Annotated in this window: 21 protein-coding genes; 8 read left to right on the forward strand and 13 right to left on the reverse strand. The window is 57.3% G+C overall.

Annotated elements, in window-relative coordinates:
* The 8 genes from PH7735_RS06015 to PH7735_RS06050 form a co-directional block, all read right to left on the reverse strand.
* Complete coding sequence (locus tag PH7735_RS06015; RefSeq protein ID WP_082645139.1) at window positions 1–1,287, reverse strand: c-type cytochrome; 1,287 nt, start codon at window positions 1,285–1,287, stop codon at window positions 1–3.
* Window positions 1,288–1,295: 8 nt separating this feature from the next.
* Window positions 1,296–2,495, reverse strand: a complete 1,200-nt coding sequence (locus PH7735_RS06020) for a formate dehydrogenase subunit gamma (protein WP_058310376.1) — start codon at window positions 2,493–2,495, stop codon at window positions 1,296–1,298.
* Window positions 2,496–2,579: 84 nt separating this feature from the next.
* The gene (gene fdh3B / locus PH7735_RS06025; RefSeq protein WP_058310377.1) at window positions 2,580–3,173 is read right to left on the reverse strand and encodes a formate dehydrogenase FDH3 subunit beta; all 594 of its coding nucleotides are present in this window, start codon (window positions 3,171–3,173) and stop codon (window positions 2,580–2,582) included.
* A gap of 12 nt (window positions 3,174–3,185) precedes the next feature.
* Window positions 3,186–6,083 (reverse strand): formate dehydrogenase subunit alpha, encoded by a 2,898-nt coding sequence (locus PH7735_RS06030; protein WP_058310378.1) that lies wholly within the window; start codon window positions 6,081–6,083, stop codon window positions 3,186–3,188.
* A gap of 106 nt (window positions 6,084–6,189) precedes the next feature.
* Window positions 6,190–6,381: a twin-arginine translocation signal domain-containing protein gene (locus PH7735_RS06035; RefSeq protein WP_058310379.1), complete on the reverse strand. Its 192-nt coding sequence runs from the start codon at window positions 6,379–6,381 to the stop codon at window positions 6,190–6,192.
* 49 nt (window positions 6,382–6,430) lie between these two features.
* Window positions 6,431–7,057: a TorD/DmsD family molecular chaperone gene (locus PH7735_RS06040; RefSeq protein WP_058310380.1), complete on the reverse strand. Its 627-nt coding sequence runs from the start codon at window positions 7,055–7,057 to the stop codon at window positions 6,431–6,433.
* Window positions 7,054–7,677: a DUF3306 domain-containing protein gene (locus PH7735_RS06045; protein ID WP_058310381.1), complete on the reverse strand. Its 624-nt coding sequence runs from the start codon at window positions 7,675–7,677 to the stop codon at window positions 7,054–7,056. The genes PH7735_RS06040 and PH7735_RS06045 overlap by 4 nt, the downstream gene beginning before the upstream one ends.
* A complete protein-coding gene (locus tag PH7735_RS06050) occupies window positions 7,674–8,264 on the reverse strand; it encodes a DUF3305 domain-containing protein (protein WP_058311168.1) in 591 nt (196 codons plus the stop codon). The genes PH7735_RS06045 and PH7735_RS06050 overlap by 4 nt, the downstream gene beginning before the upstream one ends.
* 295 nt (window positions 8,265–8,559) lie before the next feature.
* Between PH7735_RS06050 and PH7735_RS06055 the strand changes: the two genes are divergently transcribed.
* On the forward strand, window positions 8,560–10,533 hold the full coding sequence (locus PH7735_RS06055; RefSeq protein ID WP_058310382.1) for a 4Fe-4S binding protein: 1,974 nt from the start codon (window positions 8,560–8,562) through the stop codon (window positions 10,531–10,533).
* On the opposite strand, the gene PH7735_RS06060 is transcribed toward PH7735_RS06055, so the two are convergent.
* Entirely contained in the window at window positions 10,527–11,273 is a 747-nt protein-coding gene (locus PH7735_RS06060; protein ID WP_058311169.1) for a hypothetical protein, read from the reverse strand. The genes PH7735_RS06055 and PH7735_RS06060 overlap by 7 nt on opposite strands.
* Window positions 11,274–11,330: 57 nt before the next feature.
* Between PH7735_RS06060 and PH7735_RS06065 the strand changes: the two genes are divergently transcribed.
* The 4 genes from PH7735_RS06065 to PH7735_RS06080 are packed head-to-tail and all read left to right on the forward strand — an operon-like array spanning window position 11,331 to window position 13,777.
* Entirely contained in the window at window positions 11,331–11,522 is a 192-nt protein-coding gene (locus PH7735_RS06065; protein WP_058310383.1) for a DUF6494 family protein, read from the forward strand.
* 4 nt (window positions 11,523–11,526) lie between these two features.
* A complete protein-coding gene (locus tag PH7735_RS06070; protein WP_058310384.1) occupies window positions 11,527–12,600 on the forward strand; it encodes an Mrp/NBP35 family ATP-binding protein in 1,074 nt (357 codons plus the stop codon).
* Window positions 12,597–13,304, forward strand: a complete 708-nt coding sequence (locus tag PH7735_RS06075; RefSeq protein ID WP_058310385.1) for a biotin/lipoate--protein ligase family protein — start codon at window positions 12,597–12,599, stop codon at window positions 13,302–13,304. Before PH7735_RS06070 ends, PH7735_RS06075 begins: the two co-directional genes overlap by 4 nt.
* Window positions 13,301–13,777: a DUF6505 family protein gene (locus PH7735_RS06080; RefSeq protein ID WP_058310386.1), complete on the forward strand. Its 477-nt coding sequence runs from the start codon at window positions 13,301–13,303 to the stop codon at window positions 13,775–13,777. Before PH7735_RS06075 ends, PH7735_RS06080 begins: the two co-directional genes overlap by 4 nt.
* Before the next feature lie 57 nt (window positions 13,778–13,834).
* Here the strand turns inward: PH7735_RS06080 and PH7735_RS06085 are convergent, their stop codons facing one another.
* The 4 genes from PH7735_RS06085 to PH7735_RS06100 all read right to left on the reverse strand — a co-directional run bounded on the left by PH7735_RS06085 (window position 13,835) and on the right by PH7735_RS06100 (window position 17,362).
* Entirely contained in the window at window positions 13,835–14,638 is an 804-nt protein-coding gene (locus tag PH7735_RS06085) for an ABC transporter substrate-binding protein (RefSeq protein WP_058310387.1), read from the reverse strand.
* A complete protein-coding gene (locus tag PH7735_RS06090) occupies window positions 14,635–15,345 on the reverse strand; it encodes an ATP-binding cassette domain-containing protein (RefSeq protein ID WP_058310388.1) in 711 nt (236 codons plus the stop codon). Before PH7735_RS06090 ends, PH7735_RS06085 begins: the two co-directional genes overlap by 4 nt.
* Window positions 15,345–16,049, reverse strand: coding sequence for an ABC transporter permease (locus tag PH7735_RS06095; protein WP_058310389.1), 705 nt, complete (start codon window positions 16,047–16,049; stop codon window positions 15,345–15,347). Before PH7735_RS06095 ends, PH7735_RS06090 begins: the two co-directional genes overlap by 1 nt.
* 194 nt (window positions 16,050–16,243) lie before the next feature.
* Entirely contained in the window at window positions 16,244–17,362 is a 1,119-nt protein-coding gene (locus PH7735_RS06100) for a THUMP domain-containing class I SAM-dependent RNA methyltransferase (protein ID WP_058310390.1), read from the reverse strand.
* 113 nt (window positions 17,363–17,475) lie between these two features.
* Here PH7735_RS06100 and PH7735_RS06105 point away from each other — a divergent pair, with 113 nt between their 5' ends.
* From PH7735_RS06105 to PH7735_RS06115, 3 genes are all read left to right on the forward strand, one after another.
* Entirely contained in the window at window positions 17,476–18,306 is an 831-nt protein-coding gene (locus tag PH7735_RS06105; protein ID WP_158503186.1) for an efflux RND transporter periplasmic adaptor subunit, read from the forward strand.
* Window positions 18,307–18,491: 185 nt separating this feature from the next.
* Window positions 18,492–19,628 carry an ABC transporter substrate-binding protein gene (locus PH7735_RS06110; RefSeq protein WP_058310392.1) on the forward strand — a complete coding sequence of 379 codons (1,137 nt, stop codon included), beginning with the start codon at window positions 18,492–18,494 and terminating at the stop codon, window positions 19,626–19,628.
* Window positions 19,629–19,679: 51 nt separating this feature from the next.
* Entirely contained in the window at window positions 19,680–20,597 is a 918-nt protein-coding gene (locus PH7735_RS06115; protein WP_058310393.1) for a branched-chain amino acid ABC transporter permease, read from the forward strand.

The following is a 20,597-nucleotide window of genomic DNA, read 5'->3' on the forward strand; positions in this document are numbered from 1 at the left end:
TTAGTTCTCCGAACTTGTTGCGTGTTTTAAAAAGTCGATCAGGTCCGCACGATCCTGTTGGCCCGTAATCCGTTGTTGGGGCATCTTCGAGCCGGGAATATAGTGATCCGGCCCCAGATCGAACAGCTGGTCAATAGTTTCTTCCGACCAAATGATATCCAGATCCAGCAATGTGGATGAATAGCGGTAATCGGGCAGGGTGCCCGCCTTGCGGCCGAACACACCAAAAAGGGTTGGGCCCGCTTTGCGAGATGGGGGCGGCGTGATGGCATGGCAAATGGCGCATTTGCGCGTGTATTGGCGCTCGCCATTGGGCATGGTGTCTGCGGCTCGCAAAAAGGCGCGTTCGCCGGTGATGGCTGGGTCAAATTCGCTGAGCAACGTGACCGGCCAGCGGTACGCGGCGTCATCCAGACCGCCCGCATAGATCATCGCGCCGTCGGGTGAAAAGGCCAGTGCCCAGACAGGCCCTTTGCGGGTCGCCCGAAAATCGCGTGCAATTGACCATGTGTCGGTGTCGACAACCATGATGAACCCGTGCCCGTCGCCCACTGCCATTTGGCGGCTTTGTGGGCTGTAATCCATCGACAGGATCGGGCGACGTTCCAGCGTCAGATCGGCAATGTTTTGCCCCTCGTGGGTGATAACCCGCGTGCCGCCATCAACAGCGCCATAGGCAATCCAGTCCGGTGTTGTGATCAGGCGGTTTATGCCAAACCCGTGCGACACAAGAAGGCGCATCTCGAAGGGGGCGCTCATGTCATAGGCCACCAACTGACCTGTCATGGTCGCCACATACAAGGTCAACCCATCGGCAGAGAAAGCAACGTCATTGGCGCCGCCCTGATGCGATGAAAGAAAGATGGGGGGCACATCCGCGCCCCAGATCCCGACGGTACCGTCCCAGCTTGCCGAAGCAAGCCGTGTGCCATCAGGAGAAAAGGCCAGTCCGTTGATCTTGCCCTTGTGAGAGCCGATTTTTTCGGCCTGCTTGCCGGTCCAGCGATAAAGGACATAGTCATCACCAGCCGAAGCAATCGTGCCGTCAGGGGCCGAGGCCAAGGCGGTGACCGCTGCATCATGGGCTTCCAGCCACGACGGGGTCACATCGGTCCAAAGACCAACTGAATTGTCAAAACTGGCTGTGGCCACCTGACCCTGGTCCGTCACTGCAATATCCATAATCGGACCACCATGCCCTTTGAGGGTGGCAAATTCTTCGGTCTGGGCAGGCATTGCACCTGCCCAGAGGCTCACCGTGAAACTGAGGATAAAACGGCGAGCCATACCTTGGTTTACTCTGCGGGGGTTGCGCTGCCCGATTTGGCTTTGGCGGCGCTCTTTTCGTCTTCGAGGACTTCATCCAGCCAGATCGAGTGGTGCTGATGTGCCCAAGCTTCGTCAACTTCCCCTGATCCCATCGCGTCATAGGCACCTTCCATGCCAACCGATCCGATATAGATGTGGGCCAGAACAATCGCCGTCAGAACGAACGCCATGATCGCGTGCCAAAGCTGTGCGAATTGCATCTCTTCCTGAGGCGACATGGTTTCCGGCAGAACACCAAAGCCCAACAGTTCGGGCAGGCCGGTCCAGTTCAGCATCGCAAAGGTTTTCGCAAACAGCGGCAGTTCGAATGGGAACAGCAACGAAACACCGGAAACCGCAATCGATGTGCCAAACAGGATCACCGACCAGAAGATCATTTTCTGACCCGCGTTGAATTTTTTCGCAGGAGGATGGGCTTTGCCGATGATGCCGCCGAACTGACGCAACCAGGTGATGTCGGTCTTATTGGGGATATTGTGTACGACCCACATCACAAAGACCATCACGAGCCCCAGAATAAAGGCCCAGGCGACATTGTTGTGAACGAACTTTGACCAGATCAACAGGTTCGAATTGAAGCTTTTCCCCAGATAGGGCGCGATGAAACTGCGGCCGAACAAAACAAACAGACCGGTGAAGCCCAGCAAAACAAAGGAACCCGCCAAAAGCCAGTGGCCAAAGCGTTCAATCGCCTTGAAGCGGGTCACGGTGCGCCCTGTCATCGGCTCGTCGATGCCGATTTTGCCACGCAGCAGGAAGAACAGAAGCAGTGCGCCAATTGTTCCGAGCAACAGCCATCCACCATAGATACGAACAGGGCCGTCGCGGAACGTCAGCCACCACATGCCGCCGTCCTGCATCAGAACGTCTGCGGCCTCGCTCTGGTTCGATACGCGGGTGTCTGCCGATCCATATCTGACAGCCCGCCACAGTTCAGGGTCCGAGACGCCGCCAAGCGTTCCCAATTGCTCGCGCATGTCTTTTGCCCGAGCATCATCGCCAGTGTTGCCACTGCGAAAGGTGCTGTCCACATTTTGGCCCGACTGGCGTGCCATGATATCTTCAAGTGTTTGTGCACCACCGGTCGAGGTGCGGTCGGATTCCTGTGCGAGTGCCGGAATGGCAACAATCAGCGACAGGACAAGTGCGAGTGCCATGCGAAGCATCGGCAACCCTCCTTGGATAAGAATTCTAATAAAGAGGAACAGGGCGGCCCCATCACAGGGCCGCCCGTTTAACGGTTGCCGAAGTTAGCCGCCTTTTTGGTCGTAGGCAGTGCCCCAACCCCAGGCGCCCGAGCCAAAGCCGCGGGCCACAACACGTTCGCGATAGATCGCCGACACCACATCGCCGTCACCGGCAAGCAGGGCTTTTGTCGAACACATCTCGGCGCAGATTGGCAATTTGCCTTCTGCAATCCGGTTGCGGCCGTACTTGGCGAACTCAGCATTCGAGTGGTTTTCTTCGGGGCCACCGGCGCAGAAGGTACATTTGTCCATCTTGCCGCGGCTTCCAAAGTTGCCAGCCTGTGGATACTGCGGCGCGCCGAATGGGCACGCGTAGAAGCAATAACCACACCCGATGCACAGGTCCTTGGAGTGCAGCACCACACCGTCATCGGTCTGATAGAAGCAATCCACCGGACAAACGGCCATACATGGCGCGTCGGAACAGTGCATACAGGCCACCGACAGCGAACGCTCGCCCGGTTTACCGTCATTCAGGGTTACCACGCGACGGCGGTTGATCCCCCACGGCACCTCGTGCTCGTTCTTACAGGCGGTGACACAGGCGTTGCATTCGATGCAGCGTTCGGCGTCACAGAGGAACTTTGCTCTTGCCATATCTCTCTCTCCTTACGCTGACCAGATTTTGCAGAGCGTGGTCTTCGTCTCTTGCATCTGGGTTACCGAGTCATAGCCATAGGTCTGGGCGGTGTTTGTTGATTCACCCAGCACATAGGGATCGGCGCCGTCGGGGTATTTGTCCCGCAGGTCCTGTCCCTGGAAATGGCCGCCAAAGTGGAACGGCATAAAGGCGACGCCTTCACCGACACGCTCCGTGACCAGTGCCATGACCTTGACCTTGCCGCCTTCAGGGCCTTCGACCCAGACTTGCGCGCCGTCCCGCACACCAAGGTTATTGGCGTCACGCGGGTTCATTTCGACAAACATGTCTTGCTGAAGTTCGGCCAGCCATGGGTTCGAACGGGTCTCGTCACCGCCACCTTCATATTCGACCAGACGGCCGGATGTGAGGATGATCGGATAGTCTTTCGAGAAGTCGTTCTTCTGGATCGATGCATACAAGGTCGGCAGACGATAGGACTGACGGTCCTCGTATGTTGGATAATCCTCGACCAGATCGCGCCGCGGCGTATAGAGAGGCTCGCGGTGCAGCGGCACCGGATCGGGGAATGTCCAGACAACAGCACGGGCTTTTGCGTTCCCGAAGGGTGCGCATTCGTGCTTGATCGCAACCCGCTGGATGCCGCCGGACAGGTCGGTTTTCCAGTTGGTCTTGGGACCTGCAACAGCATCAATGCTGGCACGTTCCTCGTCTGTCAGGTCGCCATCCCATCCAAGATCCATCAGCATCTGCATGGTGAATTCCGGATAGCCGTCCTGAATTTCCGAATTCGCCGAATAGACGCCTTCGGCCAGAAGGTTGTCACCATCACGTTCCACACCAAAACGGGCACGGAATGTCAGGCCACCTTCAGACACAGGTTTGGACATGTCATAGAGGTTTGGCGTCCCCGGGTGGTTCATCTCGGGTGTGCCCCAGCACGGCCATGGCAGACCATAATAGTCCCCATCAGCCGGTCCACCGATCGCTTGCAGCGTTGTACGGTCAAACGTGTGCTGGTTCGCCATGTGCTTTTTCAAACGCTCGGGCGACTGGCCGGTATAACCGATTGTCCAGAGACCTTTGTTGAACTCGCGGGTGACGCTTTCGATGTTCGGGGTGTTCTCGTCTTCCATTTCGATATTGCGGAAGAAACGATCGGCCCAGCCGAACTTGTTGGCGAACATACCCATGATTTCATGGTCTGGTTTGGATTCGAACAACGGATCGACAACCTGATCGCGCCACTGGAACGACCGGTTCGAAGCGGTGACAGAGCCACGTGTTTCGAACTGGGTACAGGCGGGCAACAGGTAAACGCCATCGGTGCGGTCCTGCATAACGGCGGAAACGGTGGGATACGGGTCAACCACGACCAGCATGTCCAACTTTTCCATCGCCGTTTTCATTTCCGTACCACGGGTTTGCGAGTTGGGCGCGTGGCCCCACAGAACCATGGCGCGCACATTGTTGGGCTGATCGATATTGTCCTTGTCTTCAAGAACACCGTCGATCCAACGTGACACGGGAATACCTTTCAGGTTCTGAAGGCTTTTCTCTTTGCCATCTTTCCCTTTGAGCATGTCGAACTGAGAAGTCAGCCAGTCGCCTTCTTCTTCCCAAACACGTGCCCAGTGTGCCCATGCGCCTTTTGACAGGCCATAATAGCCGGGCAGGGTGTGGGACAGAACGCCAAGGTCGGTTGCACCCTGTACGTTGTCGTGGCCGCGGAAGATGTTGGTGCCGCCGCCGCTTGTGCCCATGTTGCCCAAGGCAAGCTGGAGAACACAATATGCACGGGTGTTGTTGTTACCGTTGGTGTGCTGTGTTCCACCCATACACCAGATTACGGTGCCAGGACGGTTGTTGACCATGGTACGTGCAACGCGGCGCAGCTGAGACCCCGGCGCGCCAGTGACGCGTTCGACTTCTTCAGGTGTCCATTTGCGCACTTCTTCACGGATCTGGTCCATGCCCCAAACACGGGTGCGGATGAACTCTTTGTCTTCCCAACCGTTTTCGAAGATGTGGTAGAGAATGCCCCAAACCAGCGCAACGTCGGTGCCGGGACGGAAGCGCACATATTCATCCGCATGTGCCGCAGTCCGCGTAAAGCGCGGATCGCAAACGATGACGGGCGCATTGTTCTGCTCTTTGGCTTTCAACAGGTGCAACAGCGAAACAGGGTGTGCTTCGGCCGGGTTGCCACCAATGATGAAGATAGCCTTGGAGTTGTGGATGTCATTGTACGAGTTTGTCATCGCACCATAGCCCCAGGTGTTCGCAACACCGGCAACTGTAGTCGAGTGACAAATACGGGCCTGGTGATCCACGTTGTTTGTGCCCCAATAGGCGGCAAACTTGCGGAACAGATAGGCCTGCTCGTTGTTGTGTTTGGCCGAGCCGAGCCAGTAGACGCTGTCAGGTCCGCTTTCTTCGCGGATCTGCATCATCTGGTCGCCGACTTCGTTGATCGCCTGCTCCCATGAAATGCGCTTCCATTCACCACCCTCTTTTTTCATCGGGTACTTGAGGCGGCGCTCACCATGGGCGTGCTCGCGAACCGAGGCACCTTTGGCGCAGTGCGCTCCAAGGTTGAACGGGCTGTCCCAGCCGGGCTCTTGCCCGATCCAGACGCCGCTTTGCACTTCGGCTACGACGGTACAGCCCACAGAACAGTGGGTACAGACCGACTTGATGGTTTCTACAGTGCCCGCAGCAGCAGATGCCGCTGCATTGGCTTGCGTCACCGTACCACCGGTGGCGCTGATCGCGGCAAGACCACCAATGGCCAGACCGCTGCCACGCAGGAATGCGCGGCGGTCGACAGATTTCTCTGCGACGTCAGACAGGATACTTGTCCGCTGGGGGCGTCTCGCTACCCCGTTGGTCTTTTTCCTAAGCATTTAAACCTCCCTTGCTGTCCCAATCGGAACTTAGCTGGGTTAACGAAAACCGCAGGCAGTCGGGCCAATCGCAACCAGTCGCCTGTGGCAGAAAACCTCGTCCGCTTTAGAAGCGGGCGCTGTCAAAGTATGCGCGGGTGTGCGCGGTATCCTGCATCTTGTCTGATGACAGGTCGGGTTCTGCGGCTTCTGCTGCGCCCCCTGTGGTCGCAACGACCACTGCCGCAGCAGGGGCAGCGGTTGCAGCCATTTTCAGAAAATCGCGACGGCTTGCACCATCTTCGGTTTTCTTGGTCATGAGAGTCCTCCTCTCTTGGGTTGTGGCGGTTGCCCGCCGGTATTGCGGATTACTCCGCGCTCATCCGAAAGCCTTCGGTTTCGATATCCACGAACACGCGCCCGACAGCGCCGACCGCCGCGTAAAACACCGAATTCTTGGCAGCTTCCAAATCTGAATAAAAATGTCCCGCCCACGGAGAGATGTGGCGGTTAAAGAACGTTTTCTGGTCTGCCAGCGTGGCAGGTGTTCCAAAACGTCCCACAATCAACGCGCCCATCATTTCCATCAGCGAGGCGATGTTGTCTTCGGGCTCGTACACATTGTCGGCACGGCTCAGACCCCGGGCCGCCATGTCCTGACGCAGGGTGGCCAGCGGCTTTTCGTTCAAGAAGCCCGTCATATAGTAGCTGGCATAGGGCAAAAGTTCGCCGCGACCCAAGCCGATGAACAACTTGTTGAACTCACGTTCGACAGTCGGGGGCTTGCTCAGGCTCGCGATCTTGGCCAGCGCATTTATCGCCGTGCCCAGATCGCTGTCGTCGCCGCTCAGACCCGCGGTCTGGCTCAACAGCATGTCGTCCGGAGGGCCAGCCAACAGAGCGCCAAGGAAGTTATAGAGGTCTGCACGCAAACGGTCCTCTTGCGAGACGGCCGGAAGTTCTGCGGTTGCGGTCATATTTGTGTCCTGTGTCATGCGGAGGCTCCTGCGTCATCAAATGCAAAGCGCATCCGACGCGGGGGCAGGGGGGCGTCATCATGTGTCTCTTCAAACTCAGGTGGCTCATGGGCCACGGCAGTTTCAGAGTGCGCAATCATCGGGTCGGGTTCTGTTGCGGGAGCAGGCTGCTCATCGACATCATCGGCTGGAAGGGCTTCGGGCTCTTCCGTTGCGGCCTCGGCGGCGGCTTCCGCTTCTGCCTGACGCGCCAGTTCGTCGACATGCGCGGTCATCCCTTTGCCAACCTGATAGGCCGTCTGAAGGTTTTCGATCACACAGGACGCATCGGTGAAATCTTCGCCGTAATCGACAAGACCATCAACATTGGCCAGAACGGGATTGGTTAGCCAAAGGCGGCGCAAGGCACGGTTTCGGATACGGGCGGGCACTGTCTCGGTCAGGAAGACCTTGAAATCATCACCTGCGCACAACTCATCCGGATCAGGCAGCCCAAGTTCTTGAAGGATTTCTGCATCGCTTTGCTCTTCCAGCGACGCATCGCGCTCGGCCAGGGCCTGCGCTTCGACCTTGCGCAGGTCTTCCGCTTGTTCTGCTTCAACGGCGGCTTTGCGGCGGGACCAGAAATCTCGGCTCATTGCAAACGCTCCTTACGGGCGGCACTTGGGGACCTATACACATCAGCAACCTGCTTGATACGCGCATCCCCGATGCCATCTTCCCTCAGCGTAACATCTTTTTTGTCACGGCGGCGTTTTTTGAAAACTTCTTCGACATGGTGCGCATCCACGAAATCCTGAACCCAGCGTTCAAGGCCTGCGGGCATGGCGACCTTTTCGACAATTTCTTCACCGCTGTCAGAATAATCCTGCGCCTCGTAGGGCGAGGCGGTGGCCAGAACCACATCAAAGGGATGCGGCCCATCGCATTCGCGCATCACAACATAGATGCAGGGGACCTGAGCGTTCAAACCGTGCAGATATGCATCCGTTTCCGCACCATGAAGTTCCAGCGTAACAGTGGCGGCATGAAAGTCGGTTTGATCCGCGTCTTCCCGCAAGATCCGCCAATCGCCGTCTCCGGCGCCCGGTAAAACGCCAATCGCTTTCCACGACCATTTGGCCCAACGAGTGACCCCCGGTGCGCGACGCAAAACGATACCCAGTGGCAGCGTCTGGTATTTTTCAGGATTATGGATCACTCCTCCCGAGTCCCCCTTTGGCATTTCTAGGTCCCAGCATTGCCCTTGCGGAAGCGACAGGCAAAGACCGATTTTCGACATTCGCGAATTAACTTGTGAGGTTGGACATTTTGGGTAGGCCTGTGTGCCACGGTATGCCGACGGGGACGTATTGTCTAAACCGACAGAAAAAGTTGGTTTATGGCCGAAGCTGCAAATTGCCGAATCTTGCGTTGTTCGAGGCAGTGATTCGCCACCCGCCTCTGCAAGAAAATCGGTTGTCGGCAGCTGGGAATCATGCCTAGTTTGTCCGAGTTTTTCGACCGAAAAGGGGAGTTTCATGGGCGAGACATCGACTCGAGAGGATGCTTTTAAGTCCTTGATTTTATGCAATTGTGAGGCGAGTCTTGAGGTCGATGCAGAGGCGTTGTCCGAGGTCACTGGATTGGGCTGTTCAAAAGTGCATTCAGGGCTGTGTCAGGGGCAATCCGAGGACGCGGCACGGGCCATTGCAGGGGGTGACGCAATTATTTGTTGCACCCAGGAACAGGCCTTTTTCGAGGAGCTCGCAGCCGATATCGATGCCCCCGCACCAGCGGTTCTTGACCTGAGAGATCGGGCAGGATGGAGCACGGACCAACGGTCAAAACTACCCAAAATGGCCGCATTGGCCGCCGAAGCTTTGATGCCTGCGCCCGACATGAAGACCGCAGATGTGCTTTCCGAGGGGCTTTGTCTGGTCGTGGGGCCCGCAGAAACGGCGCTCGCTGCGGCGGCGCAACTGGCCCCGCATCTGAGTGTAACGGCCCTCCTGACCGATGACGGTGACCTTTCTGACACCCGTGATTTTGATATCGTGCGCGGCAAGCTGCGGCGCGCCACCGGCGCGTTTGGTCAGTTCGAAGTGACGATAGATGCTTTGCAGCAGGTGTCGCCGGGGGGGCGCGGTGAACGTGTTCTGTCCGAACCGCGCGATGGCGGTCGGTCGCAATGCGATCTCATTCTGGATTTGACGGGGGGAACGCCCCTGTTTCCGGCCCATGAAAAACGCGACGGGTATTTGCGCCCTGATCCCAAAAGCACAGGCGAAGTGGCTGCGGCCGTTCTGGAAGCGTCACACATGGTTGGGACGTTTGAAAAACCTCTTTATGTGCGGGTGGAACCTTTGTTCTGTGCGCATTCCCGCGCCAATCAGACCGGATGCACCAACTGTCTTGATGTGTGCCCCACAGGTGCAATTGTACCGGGCGGCGACCACGTGGTGATTGATCCGATGGTCTGTGCGGGCTGCGGATCTTGTGCCGCGCTGTGCCCTTCCGGTGCGATTTCCTATGATGCACCTTCGCACGATCACACCATCCGGCGCGTTCAAACGCTTGCAAGTGCCTATCTTGCGGCTTCGGGAACGGCGCCCCGGCTTTTGGTGGTGAATGAACATGGATCAGAGATGATCCGTTTGGCGGCGCGTTATGGGCATGGGTTGCCCGCAGATGTTATTCCGCTTGAAGTGACCTCGCTCAACGCATTTGGCCATGCCGAGGCTCTTGCTGCATTGGCGGCGGGTTTTGTGGATGTCCGGATTGTTCCGGGCCCAACAACAGAGCGCCCGCCACTGGAGCAAGAGATCGCGTTGGCCGTGGCCATAGCTGGCGACAAGATTACCTTGTTGGACGAGCAGGATCCGGATCTGATGGTGGCGCGCCTTTATGATGCGTCGGTTGGGACATCTATTGATGACCCGATCCGCCCCATGGGAACACGTCGCCAGATCACACGTCAGGCCGCGCGCAGCTTGCTTCCCGAGGATGAAATTGTACCGCTGCCCGAGAATGCGCCTTATGGGGCGGTGGTGGTCAACAGCGACTCTTGCACATTGTGCCTCAGCTGTGTGTCGCTTTGCCCGTCAGGGGCCTTGGGCGACAATCCCGATCAGCCGCAACTGCGTTTCCAAGAGGATGCCTGTCTGCAATGCGGGTTGTGTTCGAATATTTGTCCCGAAAACGCAATTAGTTACGAGCCGCGCCTTAACCTGACGCCGTCCGCACTCGAGCAGGTTGTCCTGCAAGAGGAAGAGCCCTTCGCTTGTGTTGATTGTGGCGCGTTGTTTGGTGTGAAGTCGACAATCGAACGTATCACCGAGAAGCTTACCGGATCGCCGATGTATCAAAATCCCGAGGCTTTGCGCATGATCCAGATGTGCGACAATTGCCGTGTCAGCGCCCAGTATCATGCCGAAAACAGTCCCCTCGCAGGGGGCGAGCGTCCGCGGGTGCGTACCACCGAGGATTACCTCAGCAAGCGACGTGATCACTGATGCTGCAACGGCGCCCCAAGGTCGGCTGCATCCAGCAAGGCCACATACGAGAGGATCGCTTCGAGGTCCTCCAGTGTCATTTGGATTGGCACAATGGGCGGCGGGCGGTTGTGGGGAAAGGGCGGCGTGACCTCGGCAATCTGCGTGAACGCAGGGTGCGGGTTCAGGGCGTAGAAAGATTCAAACCGTTCATCCCAGTTCTCCAAACTGCGCAGCACAAAGAAGGATGGCGTCGAACCGATGCCGTTCATCCTGTGGTCGGGGTCAACCACATGACAGCGGCCACACATGGTCATCGACACACGGCGTCCTTCTTCGGCGTCCCCGTCATAGTCATAAGTGATCTCCACCACATCGGCGGGTTGCGGCGACGAAAAGAGCGCGGTTCCTTCGGGCGCAAAACCTGTCACCGTGCGCATACCAATGTCCGAGGTCAGCCATGCGGCAAGTTTCTGCGTGCCCGCATGATCATTGCTTTCGATCGCCATGTACCAGGTTTGCTGAGGACCGGTGAAAATGGCTGTTCCGGTGCTGCCAAACCGCATATCCGCCGGCGCGCCTTCTTGAACCAGCTCGACCCGCACTTGGGTTTTGAGCGAGAAACGCGGCAAAATGTGCTTAATCAATCCGCTGTCGATCAGCGTTTGAGGCACCTCAAGGCGCACAAGACGATCCTCGGCGATGGCCGGAAAGCCAAGACAAATCAGAACGATACCAAGTTTCAACTTACGTAACAGCATATGGGATGGTAGAAACTCTCTGGCCGTCACGTCAAGTTCGCAAAAAAGGAAAGACATATGGACGACGATTTCAACATGTCGATGCGCAAGTTTCTGAAGCAGGTTGGTGTGACCTCTCAGCAAGCCATCGAGCAAGCAATGCGAGATGCAGACACAAAGGGTAAAACCTTTGAAGCAAAGGCCGTCATTACGATTGATGGGCTCGAGATCGAGCACGTCGTGACCGGTTCCATCAAAGGGCAGGAGTAAGACTGTGGCAGTGACTCGTGAGGTGGTTCTGGCCGCCCTGAAAGACATCGCAGACCCTGTTGGCCAGGGTGATATCGTATCGTCCGGCGTGATGCGTGCCCTCAATGTGGATGGCAGCAGCGTGCGCTTTGTCCTCGAAATCGATCCCGCCAAGGCAAAACTATATGAGCCTGTGCGGGCACAAGCCGAAGAACGGGTCAAGGCGATTGCAGGTGTCGAGACCGCGTCGGTTGTCCTGACAGGGCACAGCGCCAAGGCGCCGCCGCCGGATCTTAAATCGGGACAGCACAAGGCGGCCCAGCCGGAAGGCCCGCAAAAGGTGCCGGGTGTGGCGCGGATCATCGCCGTTGCCTCGGGCAAGGGCGGTGTCGGGAAATCCACGGTTTCTGCCAACCTTGCCTGCGCTTTGGCGGCCGAAGGCAAACGCGTCGGTCTGTTGGACGCCGACGTTTATGGGCCGTCGCAACCGCGCATGCTGGGCGTGTCGGGACGTCCGGCCAGCCCGGATGGAAAGACCATTTTGCCCATGCGCAACCATGGCGTCACGATGATGTCTATTGGTCTCATGACAAACGAGGATCAGGCGGTTGTTTGGCGTGGTCCGATGCTCATGGGCGCGTTGCAGCAAATGCTGATGCAGGTGCAATGGGGCGCCTTGGATGTGCTGATCGTGGATTTGCCACCGGGTACGGGCGATGTTCAGCTGACCTTGAGCCAGAAGTTCGCTCTGGATGGTGCGTTGGTGGTTTCCACGCCTCAGGACGTGGCGCTGCTGGATGCCCGCAAAGGCATCGACATGTTCCGCCAGCTCAACATCCCGATTATTGGCATGATCGAAAACATGTCGACCCACATCTGTTCCAGTTGCGGCCATGAAGAGCATGTGTTTGGCCATGGTGGTGTCGCCGCAGAAGCTGCAAAACTTGACGTGCCTTTGCTGGCCGAGATTCCGTTGCATCTGGATATCCGGCTGGCCTCTGACGGTGGGGCCCCGATTGTGACCTCAAAACCGGACAGTGCGCAGGCGCAGTCGTTCCGAAATGTGGCTAAAACGCTTATTGCGGACGGGGTGGTATGACAGGCGTCACATTTCCCCCATTGATGTCCGGAGTTGCGGTTCAGGGTCCTGAAGATCCGTTTGAAACGGCCTGTATGCGGGCCGCGCTTGGCTGTGATGCCGGGTTGGTCGTGTATAATCTGGGCTCGGACACCGTGCGTGCCGCTTTGGTTTTTGCCCCCGAAGTGCCGTTGCAACAGGCCATGGCGATGTTGCCTCTTTGCGGTGTCGGTCTTCAGAATGCCTTGGGCGCGCTTGCCCCGCCAGAGGTTGCTGTTCACCTCGAGTGGTCTGGTGGTTTGCGTGTGAATGGTGCGAAATGTGGACGGTTGCAGGTCGCGGCCAGCACAGATGATCCCTCATCTGTGCCGGACTGGCTTGTTGTCGGGCTTGAACTGCCTCTGTGGCCAGCCTCTGATGAAACGGGCGACACACCGGATGAGACAGCCCTTTATGCCGAGGGCTGCGCAGATGTTGCGGCCGATGCGCTGCTGGAAAGCTGGGCGCGCCATACGCTGAACTGGATCACACGTTGGGAAGACGAAGGAACGCGGCCCCTGCATGCAGAGTGGCGCGGTCTTGCTCAGGACATGGGCGAGGATATCGTCTTTGGTGATGTGAAAGGCAGCTTTTTGGGGGTGGATGAAGACTTTGGAATGCTCTTGCGCACCGGAGACACCACCCAGATGATCCCATTAACAACACTTCTGGAGAGCCAGCGATGAATCTTGCCCGCGCCATCCACTTTGACGAAAGCGACCAGCATGTTTTCCACTCACCGGCGCGTACGGGTGAATGGTGCGTGTCTGGCGGGTTCGAGTTTTCGAACTGGACCGAAGCCGACCTGACCGGCAAAGGGCGACAGGCCTTTGCCAATGGGTGGTTCGGTCTGGAAACGGCGGGGCGGGTGACCTTTGTTGCCGTGACACAGATCGAGCCGGACGAGCTGGAAACACTGACCACGCTGCTGGCCCAGCATTTTGTCGACTTCTACGGGGCGCCATCGCCCGAAGTTGCACGTCCCGTGGCCGAGCAGGAACTGTCTCATATGGTTGATCTGTGTGACGAACACGCGGCAAACACCTTGTTGACGGTCGCGCGTGAATTGTCCGAGGCGGGGGTGCGTGAGGCATACCGCGTTATTGAGCCCCAAGACGCAGAGCTTGAAGCGTTTGCTGTGCATGGATCGCCTGACTAAGGGTATGAAAAAGGCGCCTCATGGGGCGCCTTTTTGCAGTCTGCCATGGTCGAGACCTTATTGTTCCGCGTTGAAAACAAACAAGGTTTCTCCGTTGATCTTATAGGTGTTGATCAGGTCTTTGGCTTTGTCCGACACCAGCCAGTTTTCCAGCTTGAGCGCCAGATCAGCTTTGACATGGGCGTGCTTTTCCGGGTTCACCGGAATATAGGCGTATTGGTTGAACAAAACCGGGTCACCCGAATACAGCAGGGCCAGATCGCCCTTGTTCTGGAAGTTGAGCCAGCTGGCACGGTCCGCCATGATATAGGCATTCATACCTGACGCGGTGTTCAACGCGGCGCCCATTCCCGCACCAACGGCACGATACCAGTCTCCAAAGGTTTCGGGATCAAGTCCCGCAGCACTCCAAAGGCTCAGTTCTTTTTTGTGGGTGCCGCTGTCATCACCTCGGCTGACGAACAAGGCGCTTGTGTCTGCGATCTTGTTCAGGGCATCCGTGGCAGCCGTCGCAACTGCGATGCTGGCGCTGTCGTCCTTAGGGCCAATGAAAACAAAGTCGTTATACATGATTTCGCGGCGATGCGTGCCGCTGCCATTTGCGAGAAACTTTTCTTCGGCTTTGCGCGAATGAACAAGAATGGCATCCACATCACCCGCCGCGCCAAGGCGCAATGCCTGGCCCGTTCCGACGATCAGAAGGTGAACATCGATCCCGAGGTCGTTCTTGATTTCGGGCAGTAGAATGTCCGAAAGACCAGAGTTATGGAACGATGTTGTCACCGCCATTTTCATTTCATCAGCCAAGGTTGAGGTGGTCAGAACCGCTGTTGCGACGACCCCCATCAAAAAGCGTTTCATTCGACAATATCTCCTCTGAGAAAGGCATGTGCCTGTGGTGTGCTCGGCGTTTCAAAAAATGTGGCTGCAGGGGCGCATTCGTGGATTTTGCCGTTCAACATGAACACCACTTCAGTGGCCAGCCTGCGGGCCTGTCCCATGTTATGCGTGGACATGACCAGCCGTGTGCCGCCCTTTGCGGCAGTTTGCAGGATTTCCTCGACTTCCCGCATCGCGCGCCCGTCCAGCGCTGCGCAGGGTTCGTCTAGAAAAAGAACCTCGGGGTCGCGGATCAGGGCGCGGGCAATCGCCAGTTTCTGACGTTCTCCACCTGACAGGACCGTGGCCTGACGGGTCAGGAAATTGCCAAGGCCGACTTTCTCGGCCCAATGTTCGGCTTTGTTGCGGGCTTCTTGTTTGGGGGTGCCCCCCAAGAGAAGAGGATAGGCCAGATTGTCCCGCACCGAACGGCGCATCATCACCGGCGTCTGGAATACAAAGGCCTGTTTTTCGCGGGCTTCTTCCAGTGGGCAGGCCCAGTCGATCGTTCCCGCGTTAAGACGCGCAATCCCGTGCAGCATCCGCAGCAAAGATGTCTTGCCCGACCCGTTGGGGCCAATCACAATCGTGACGCCTTCTGGGGTCAGCGTAAGATCGACAGGTCCAACAAGAACCTGTCCGCGTCTGCGAGAAACGGCTTGTTTGACGGTCAGCGGCATCAATGGCATCACCAGCGCCCCTCTTGTTCGGTGCGGGTCAACCAGTGGATCGCGATGTTGACCGCGATGGCCATGGCGATCAGCACAAAGCCAAGCGACAGCGCCAAGGCAAAATCACCTTTGCCTGTCTCGAGCGCGATGGCAGTGGTCAGCACGCGCGTTACGTGATCGATATTGCCGCCGACGACCATAATGGCCCCGACCTCTCCTATCGCGCGTCCAAATCCGGCAAGGGCCGCCGTTAACAAGGCGCGACGCCCGTCCCAGAGGATGGCACGCACACGTTGGGATTGGGTGGCGTTCATGGAAATCAGAAGGTCGTGATAGTCCGACCACAATTCACGCAAGGATTGATGTGCAATCGAGGCAATCAGGGGAACGATAATGATCACCTGAGCGATGATCATCGCTGTGGGCGTAAACAACAGGCCAAAGACGCCGAAGGGACCGGATCGCGACAACACGATATAGACGAGCAGGCCAACCACCACCGGCGGCAACCCCATCAAGGCGTTCATCACAGCAATGGTGGCACGGCGAAACCGGAACCGGCGCACAGACAGAAATGCGGCAAGGGGCAGGGCAATCAACGAGGCGATTAGCAATGCCGACAGTGTGACGCGCAAGGACCGAAGCGTGATTTCGACAAGGTCCGCGTCCAGTGTCACCACCATCCAGAACGCCTGACACAGTCCATTCCATAAATCGGACATTTAGGGGCGTGCTCCGTGTTTCTGGGTCGTTGGGGGCGGTCTGTCCGCGTGAGATACCTGTTCAAATCACATGAAAGGAAACGGGAAAACCCACAATGTCCCATGTTACCGGAAATTGGTCAAAATGACCCTGATGAAATCCTCACCTTTTGGAAAACGGCGCGCTGGCGGAAAAATTGTCCCAATGCGTCGGATCAGGGCAAGGGGTCAGTCTGGTAGAGTTTGATTTTGAGTCCCCCGTGCGGCACGGGCGGGCCGGGTTTCTTGAACCGCAGTTTTGTGGCGCTGGCCAAACTCGCATCAGTGGTGATGATCCCCACGCGCCAGCCGCCAAAGGCCTCGCGCAAACGATCCCCGAAAGCGGCGTGAAGCGCATAGAGCAACTTCTTGTTGCCGATCCGCGCACCATACGGCGGGTTCACGATTACTATTCCGGGTGGGCCGTCAGGGCGCTGCATCTCGCTCACGGCTTTACAGTCGAACTGGACACGCTCCTGCACACCCGAGCGGGCGGCATTGGCGCGGCTGGCCGAGATCGCGCCTTCGTTCCGGTCGCTGCCGTAAAAACGCGCGTCTGACAGAACAGGGCCGGTCTGTGCCCGCATGTCTTTCCACATGTCTGGATCAAACGGGACAAGGTGTTCAAAGGCAAAGCTGCGGCTGCGTCCGGGATAAAGGCCCATCGCCATCTCTGCCGCTTCGATCACAAACGTGCCCGATCCGCACATGGGGTCCATGACCGTTTGCGTGCCGTCATACCCGCACTGGCGCAGGAACAAAGAGGCAAGGGTCTCGCGCATCGGAGCCTTGGCAACCGCTTCTTTGTGGCCGCGCTTGTGAAGGGTTTCCCCTGAGGTGTCGACGCTGAACACACAGTTGTTGTCATCTATGCGCAACTTGATCTGGATCTCGGCCTCGTTCGAGATGATGGCGCCGTGTTCTTCGTGCAGTGCCTTTTCCACACGCTGTTTCGCAGCGCCGGCATGATAGATTTTTGAGCGTTTCGATGTGGTTGCTTCGACACGCACCGGCACACCTTTGGGCAGGACATCTCCCCAAGGGAATTTGCGCGACCGTTTGTCGAGCTGCGCAAGGTGAAACGCCCGAAAAGACCCGAACCGCGCCAGAACACGCGTGGCCCCGCGCAAGACAAGGTTGGCGCGCCAGACGTCGGGCCAGTGCCCATCAAACGTGACGCCACCGGGCACCTGTTTGGGGTCGGGGAAACCTGCGGCGCGGGTTTCGGCGCAAAGCACATCCTCGAGGCCGGGAGGGGCGACCAGAAAGATTTCAAATTTGTCCTGAGTATCCATTCCGCCTTGTATGGTGAAATGGGCGAAGGATCGACCCATAATCAGAAATAATGGTCGCAAAACGGTCCTGTGGTGCTATCGTTTTGAAAGACAGCGACTATTTGGAGAAAGCCGTGCGAGTTCTAACGATGGGAGCCTTCATTGCCATCCTTGTGGGCGGGCTTGCTTTTGTCTCGCCAAACAATGCCGCCGCCCAGAACGAGACCAGAGTTGCCAAAGGTGTCGTGACCGCGGCACGAACGTGGGAGGTGTCCTCGGCAATTGACGGGCGCATATCCGCCATACACTTTTCGGAAGGCATGTATGTTCAGGAAGGCACGTTGCTTGTCGAAATAGACGACACCCAAAGCCAGCTTGAGCTTGCCCTCGCAAGAGCAGAGTTGAAACGCGCCGAGGCCGTTCTTGCCCAAAGTCTTGAAGATCTGCAACGGCACGAGGAACTGATCAAACGGAATGCCGTTTCCGAAGCCGTTTACAGTGACGTGAAATTTGCGCACGAGATGGCGGTTCTTGGTCTTGAAGCGGAAAAGCTCGAACTGGGCATCGCCGAGAAACGCCAGTCTTTCCACAGCATTCACGCCGGATTGTCGGGCATGATTTCCGCCCCCAAGGTCCATTCCGGCACAAACTTTAGCGTGGCACTGAGCGGCGCAATTGCAAGTATTGTGCAGCTGGATCCCATTCATGTGCGTATGAAAGTGGCGCTTGATACAGCTTTGGCGCGGCTTCAGGCCGGAAACTATTCTCTGGAAGATGTGCGCAACCTCAAGTTCGAGTTGTCTTTGCCAGACGGCGCAACCTTCGAACATCTGGGCAAACCTGTTGCGGTTGGATACGAGCTGAACCCCGAAACGGGCGAAGGCTCTGTTCTGATCGAATTCGCAAATCCATCTGGCGTTTTGCGTCCCGGACTGCCTGTCAGTCTCAAGATTGCAGGGAACTGAGGCAAAAACTGTGCAACGCCCCAAGGCAATCCCATTGCGGGGCTTCTCGCGTTGTGAATCAAATCGAAATGTTTAACAGTGTCGGCGATACCCCCGCCCGATGTGCCATGGCACAGCGGGATTGGGACATACGACAAGAACAATGCGAAAACGCATGTACTAATAAGACAATTGGGAGACAAAGAATGAAGCTAAAATCCATTGCATTGGCAGCCGCCATGTCTGCGCTGGCTATTGGGGCCCACGCCGAAGGTCTCAAGGTTGGTATGATCACGACGCTTTCTGGTGGCGGGGCCGGTCTGGGCATTGATGTGCGCGACGGGTTCATGCTGGCGATGAAGCAATCGGGCCGCGACGACATCGAAGTTGTTATCGAAGACGACCAGCGCAAACCCGATATCGCGGTGCAACTGGCCGACAAGATGATCCAGTCCGAAAAGGTTGATGTGCTGACCGGTATTATCTGGTCAAACCTCGCCATGGCCGTTGTGCCTGCGGCGACGGCTCAGAACAAATTCTATCTGTCGCCGAACGCAGGGCCATCCGCGTTGGCCGGCAAACGCTGTCACAAGAACTATTTCAACGTGGCATGGCAGAACGACAACCTGCACGAAGCAGCCGGCGCCTATGCCAAAGGGGCAGGGTACAAAAATACCTTTATCCTCGCGCCAAACTATCCTGCAGGCAAAGATGCGCTGACCGGATACAAACGCATGTATGGCGGCGATCTGGCGGGTGAAACGTATACAAAGCTGGGACAGACAGACTATGCCGCCGAGATTGCGCAAATCCGTGCATCCGGCGCAGATAGCGTGTTCTTCTTCCTGCCCGGCGGCATGGGGATCGCCTTCCTGAAGCAATATGCAGACAGCGGTGTTGACCTGCCGGTTGTGGGGCCTGCGTTCAGCTTTGATCAGGGTATCCTGCAAGCCGTTGGCGAGGCCGCTTTAGGTGTGATCAACACCAGCCAGTGGAATAAAGACATCGACAATGCCGCCAACAGCGCTTTTGTCGACAGCTTTCAGGCGGAATACGGGCGCCTGCCTTCGCTTTATGCCTCGCAAGGGTTTGATACGGCCAATCTTTTGATCTCGGCCGCCGGCAAGGCAGACGTCAAGGATCAGGACGCATTCCGTGCGGCACTGGAAGCCGCCGAGTTCGACTCGGTACGTGGTGATTTTGCCTTTGGGCCCAACCACCATCCCGTGCAAAACATCTATGTGCGCGAGGTCATCAAGGAAGGTGACGTCTATACCAACAAAATCGTTGGTACTGCTTTGGAAAACCATGCGGATGCCTATGCAGGCGACTGCAAGATGTAATGCGAAACGCCGCTGCGCCTTTTGGGGCGCGGCGGCAACCGGAAGATCCCCATGCCAACTTATCTGATTGTTGAACAGCTTCTGAACGGGCTGCAATTCGGCGTGATGCTTTTTCTGTCCGCTGCAGGGCTGACGCTGATTTTCGGCGTGATGGGGCTTATCAATCTGGCGCATGGATCGCTTTATATGATCGGCGCCTTTGCGGCGGCTGCGGTTGCCGGTGCGACAGGATCGTTTGTGATGGCGCTCGCGGCCAGTCTTGCAGCAGCGGCTGCAGCAGGGGCTCTTGTCGAAATACTGGTGATCCGGCGCCTTTATGATCGCGACCATCTGGATCAGGTTCTGGCGACTTTTGCGCTTATCCTTATTTTTTCCGAAGGCACACGCTGGATGTTCGGGTCTTTCCCGCTGTTTCTTGATGTGCCGTCATATCTGTCTGGTCCGGTGACATTGCCCGGTGGCATCCAGTATCCTTTGTATCGATTGACCATCATTGGCATTGGTCTTGCGATTGCTGCGGGTCTGTTCCTGTTGATTGCCCGCACACGCATCGGCATCCGCATTCGCGCAGGTGAAGCTGACCGGGAAATGATTGCGGCGCTGGGCGTTGATATTTCAAAGCTTTATACGTTGGTTTTTGCGCTTGGCGCGGCGCTGGCTGGTCTGTCGGGCGCGCTTGTGGGTGCCATCCAGTCGGTGCAGGTCGGTATGGGCGAGCCTGTTTTGATCCTGGCCTTTGTGGTGATCGTGATCGGTGGTATCGGGTCCATCAAGGGAGCCTTGGTCGGCTCGCTTCTGGTGGGATTGACAGACACCTTTGGCCGCATCCTGTTACCCGTCGCCTTTGGCACCTTTATGGAGCCTTCGGCCGCAAATTCGGTTGGGGCGGCTTTGGCCTCTATGTCGATCTATCTGTTGATGGCGGTTGTTTTGATTGTCCGGCCCACCGGCCTTTATGGGAGAGCCTGA

Source organism: Shimia thalassica (genome assembly GCF_001458215.1).
GTDB lineage: Bacteria > Pseudomonadota > Alphaproteobacteria > Rhodobacterales > Rhodobacteraceae > Shimia > Shimia thalassica.

What these genes read in the sequence shown, in the direction of transcription:
- PH7735_RS06015 (WP_082645139.1), bottom strand. Translation starts at nt 1,287, where the DNA reads ATGGCTCGCCGTTTTATCCTCAGTTTCACGGTGAGCCTCTGGGCAGGT.
- PH7735_RS06020 (WP_058310376.1), bottom strand. Translation starts at nt 2,495, where the DNA reads ATGCTTCGCATGGCACTCGCACTTGTCCTGTCGCTGATTGTTGCCATT.
- fdh3B (WP_058310377.1), bottom strand. Translation starts at nt 3,173, where the DNA reads ATGGCAAGAGCAAAGTTCCTCTGTGACGCCGAACGCTGCATCGAATGC.
- PH7735_RS06030 (WP_058310378.1), bottom strand. Translation starts at nt 6,083, where the DNA reads ATGCTTAGGAAAAAGACCAACGGGGTAGCGAGACGCCCCCAGCGGACA.
- PH7735_RS06035 (WP_058310379.1), bottom strand. Translation starts at nt 6,381, where the DNA reads ATGACCAAGAAAACCGAAGATGGTGCAAGCCGTCGCGATTTTCTGAAA.
- PH7735_RS06040 (WP_058310380.1), bottom strand. Translation starts at nt 7,057, where the DNA reads ATGACACAGGACACAAATATGACCGCAACCGCAGAACTTCCGGCCGTC.
- PH7735_RS06045 (WP_058310381.1), bottom strand. Translation starts at nt 7,677, where the DNA reads ATGAGCCGAGATTTCTGGTCCCGCCGCAAAGCCGCCGTTGAAGCAGAA.
- PH7735_RS06050 (WP_058311168.1), bottom strand. Translation starts at nt 8,264, where the DNA reads ATGCCAAAGGGGGACTCGGGAGGAGTGATCCATAATCCTGAAAAATAC.
- PH7735_RS06055 (WP_058310382.1), top strand. Translation starts at nt 8,560, where the DNA reads ATGGGCGAGACATCGACTCGAGAGGATGCTTTTAAGTCCTTGATTTTA.
- PH7735_RS06060 (WP_058311169.1), bottom strand. Translation starts at nt 11,273, where the DNA reads ATGCTGTTACGTAAGTTGAAACTTGGTATCGTTCTGATTTGTCTTGGC.
- PH7735_RS06065 (WP_058310383.1), top strand. Translation starts at nt 11,331, where the DNA reads ATGGACGACGATTTCAACATGTCGATGCGCAAGTTTCTGAAGCAGGTT.
- PH7735_RS06075 (WP_058310385.1), top strand. Translation starts at nt 12,597, where the DNA reads ATGACAGGCGTCACATTTCCCCCATTGATGTCCGGAGTTGCGGTTCAG.
- PH7735_RS06080 (WP_058310386.1), top strand. Translation starts at nt 13,301, where the DNA reads ATGAATCTTGCCCGCGCCATCCACTTTGACGAAAGCGACCAGCATGTT.
- PH7735_RS06085 (WP_058310387.1), bottom strand. Translation starts at nt 14,638, where the DNA reads ATGAAACGCTTTTTGATGGGGGTCGTCGCAACAGCGGTTCTGACCACC.
- PH7735_RS06090 (WP_058310388.1), bottom strand. Translation starts at nt 15,345, where the DNA reads ATGCCATTGATGCCGCTGACCGTCAAACAAGCCGTTTCTCGCAGACGC.
- PH7735_RS06095 (WP_058310389.1), bottom strand. Translation starts at nt 16,049, where the DNA reads ATGTCCGATTTATGGAATGGACTGTGTCAGGCGTTCTGGATGGTGGTG.
- PH7735_RS06100 (WP_058310390.1), bottom strand. Translation starts at nt 17,362, where the DNA reads ATGGATACTCAGGACAAATTTGAAATCTTTCTGGTCGCCCCTCCCGGC.
- PH7735_RS06110 (WP_058310392.1), top strand. Translation starts at nt 18,492, where the DNA reads ATGAAGCTAAAATCCATTGCATTGGCAGCCGCCATGTCTGCGCTGGCT.
- PH7735_RS06115 (WP_058310393.1), top strand. Translation starts at nt 19,680, where the DNA reads ATGCCAACTTATCTGATTGTTGAACAGCTTCTGAACGGGCTGCAATTC.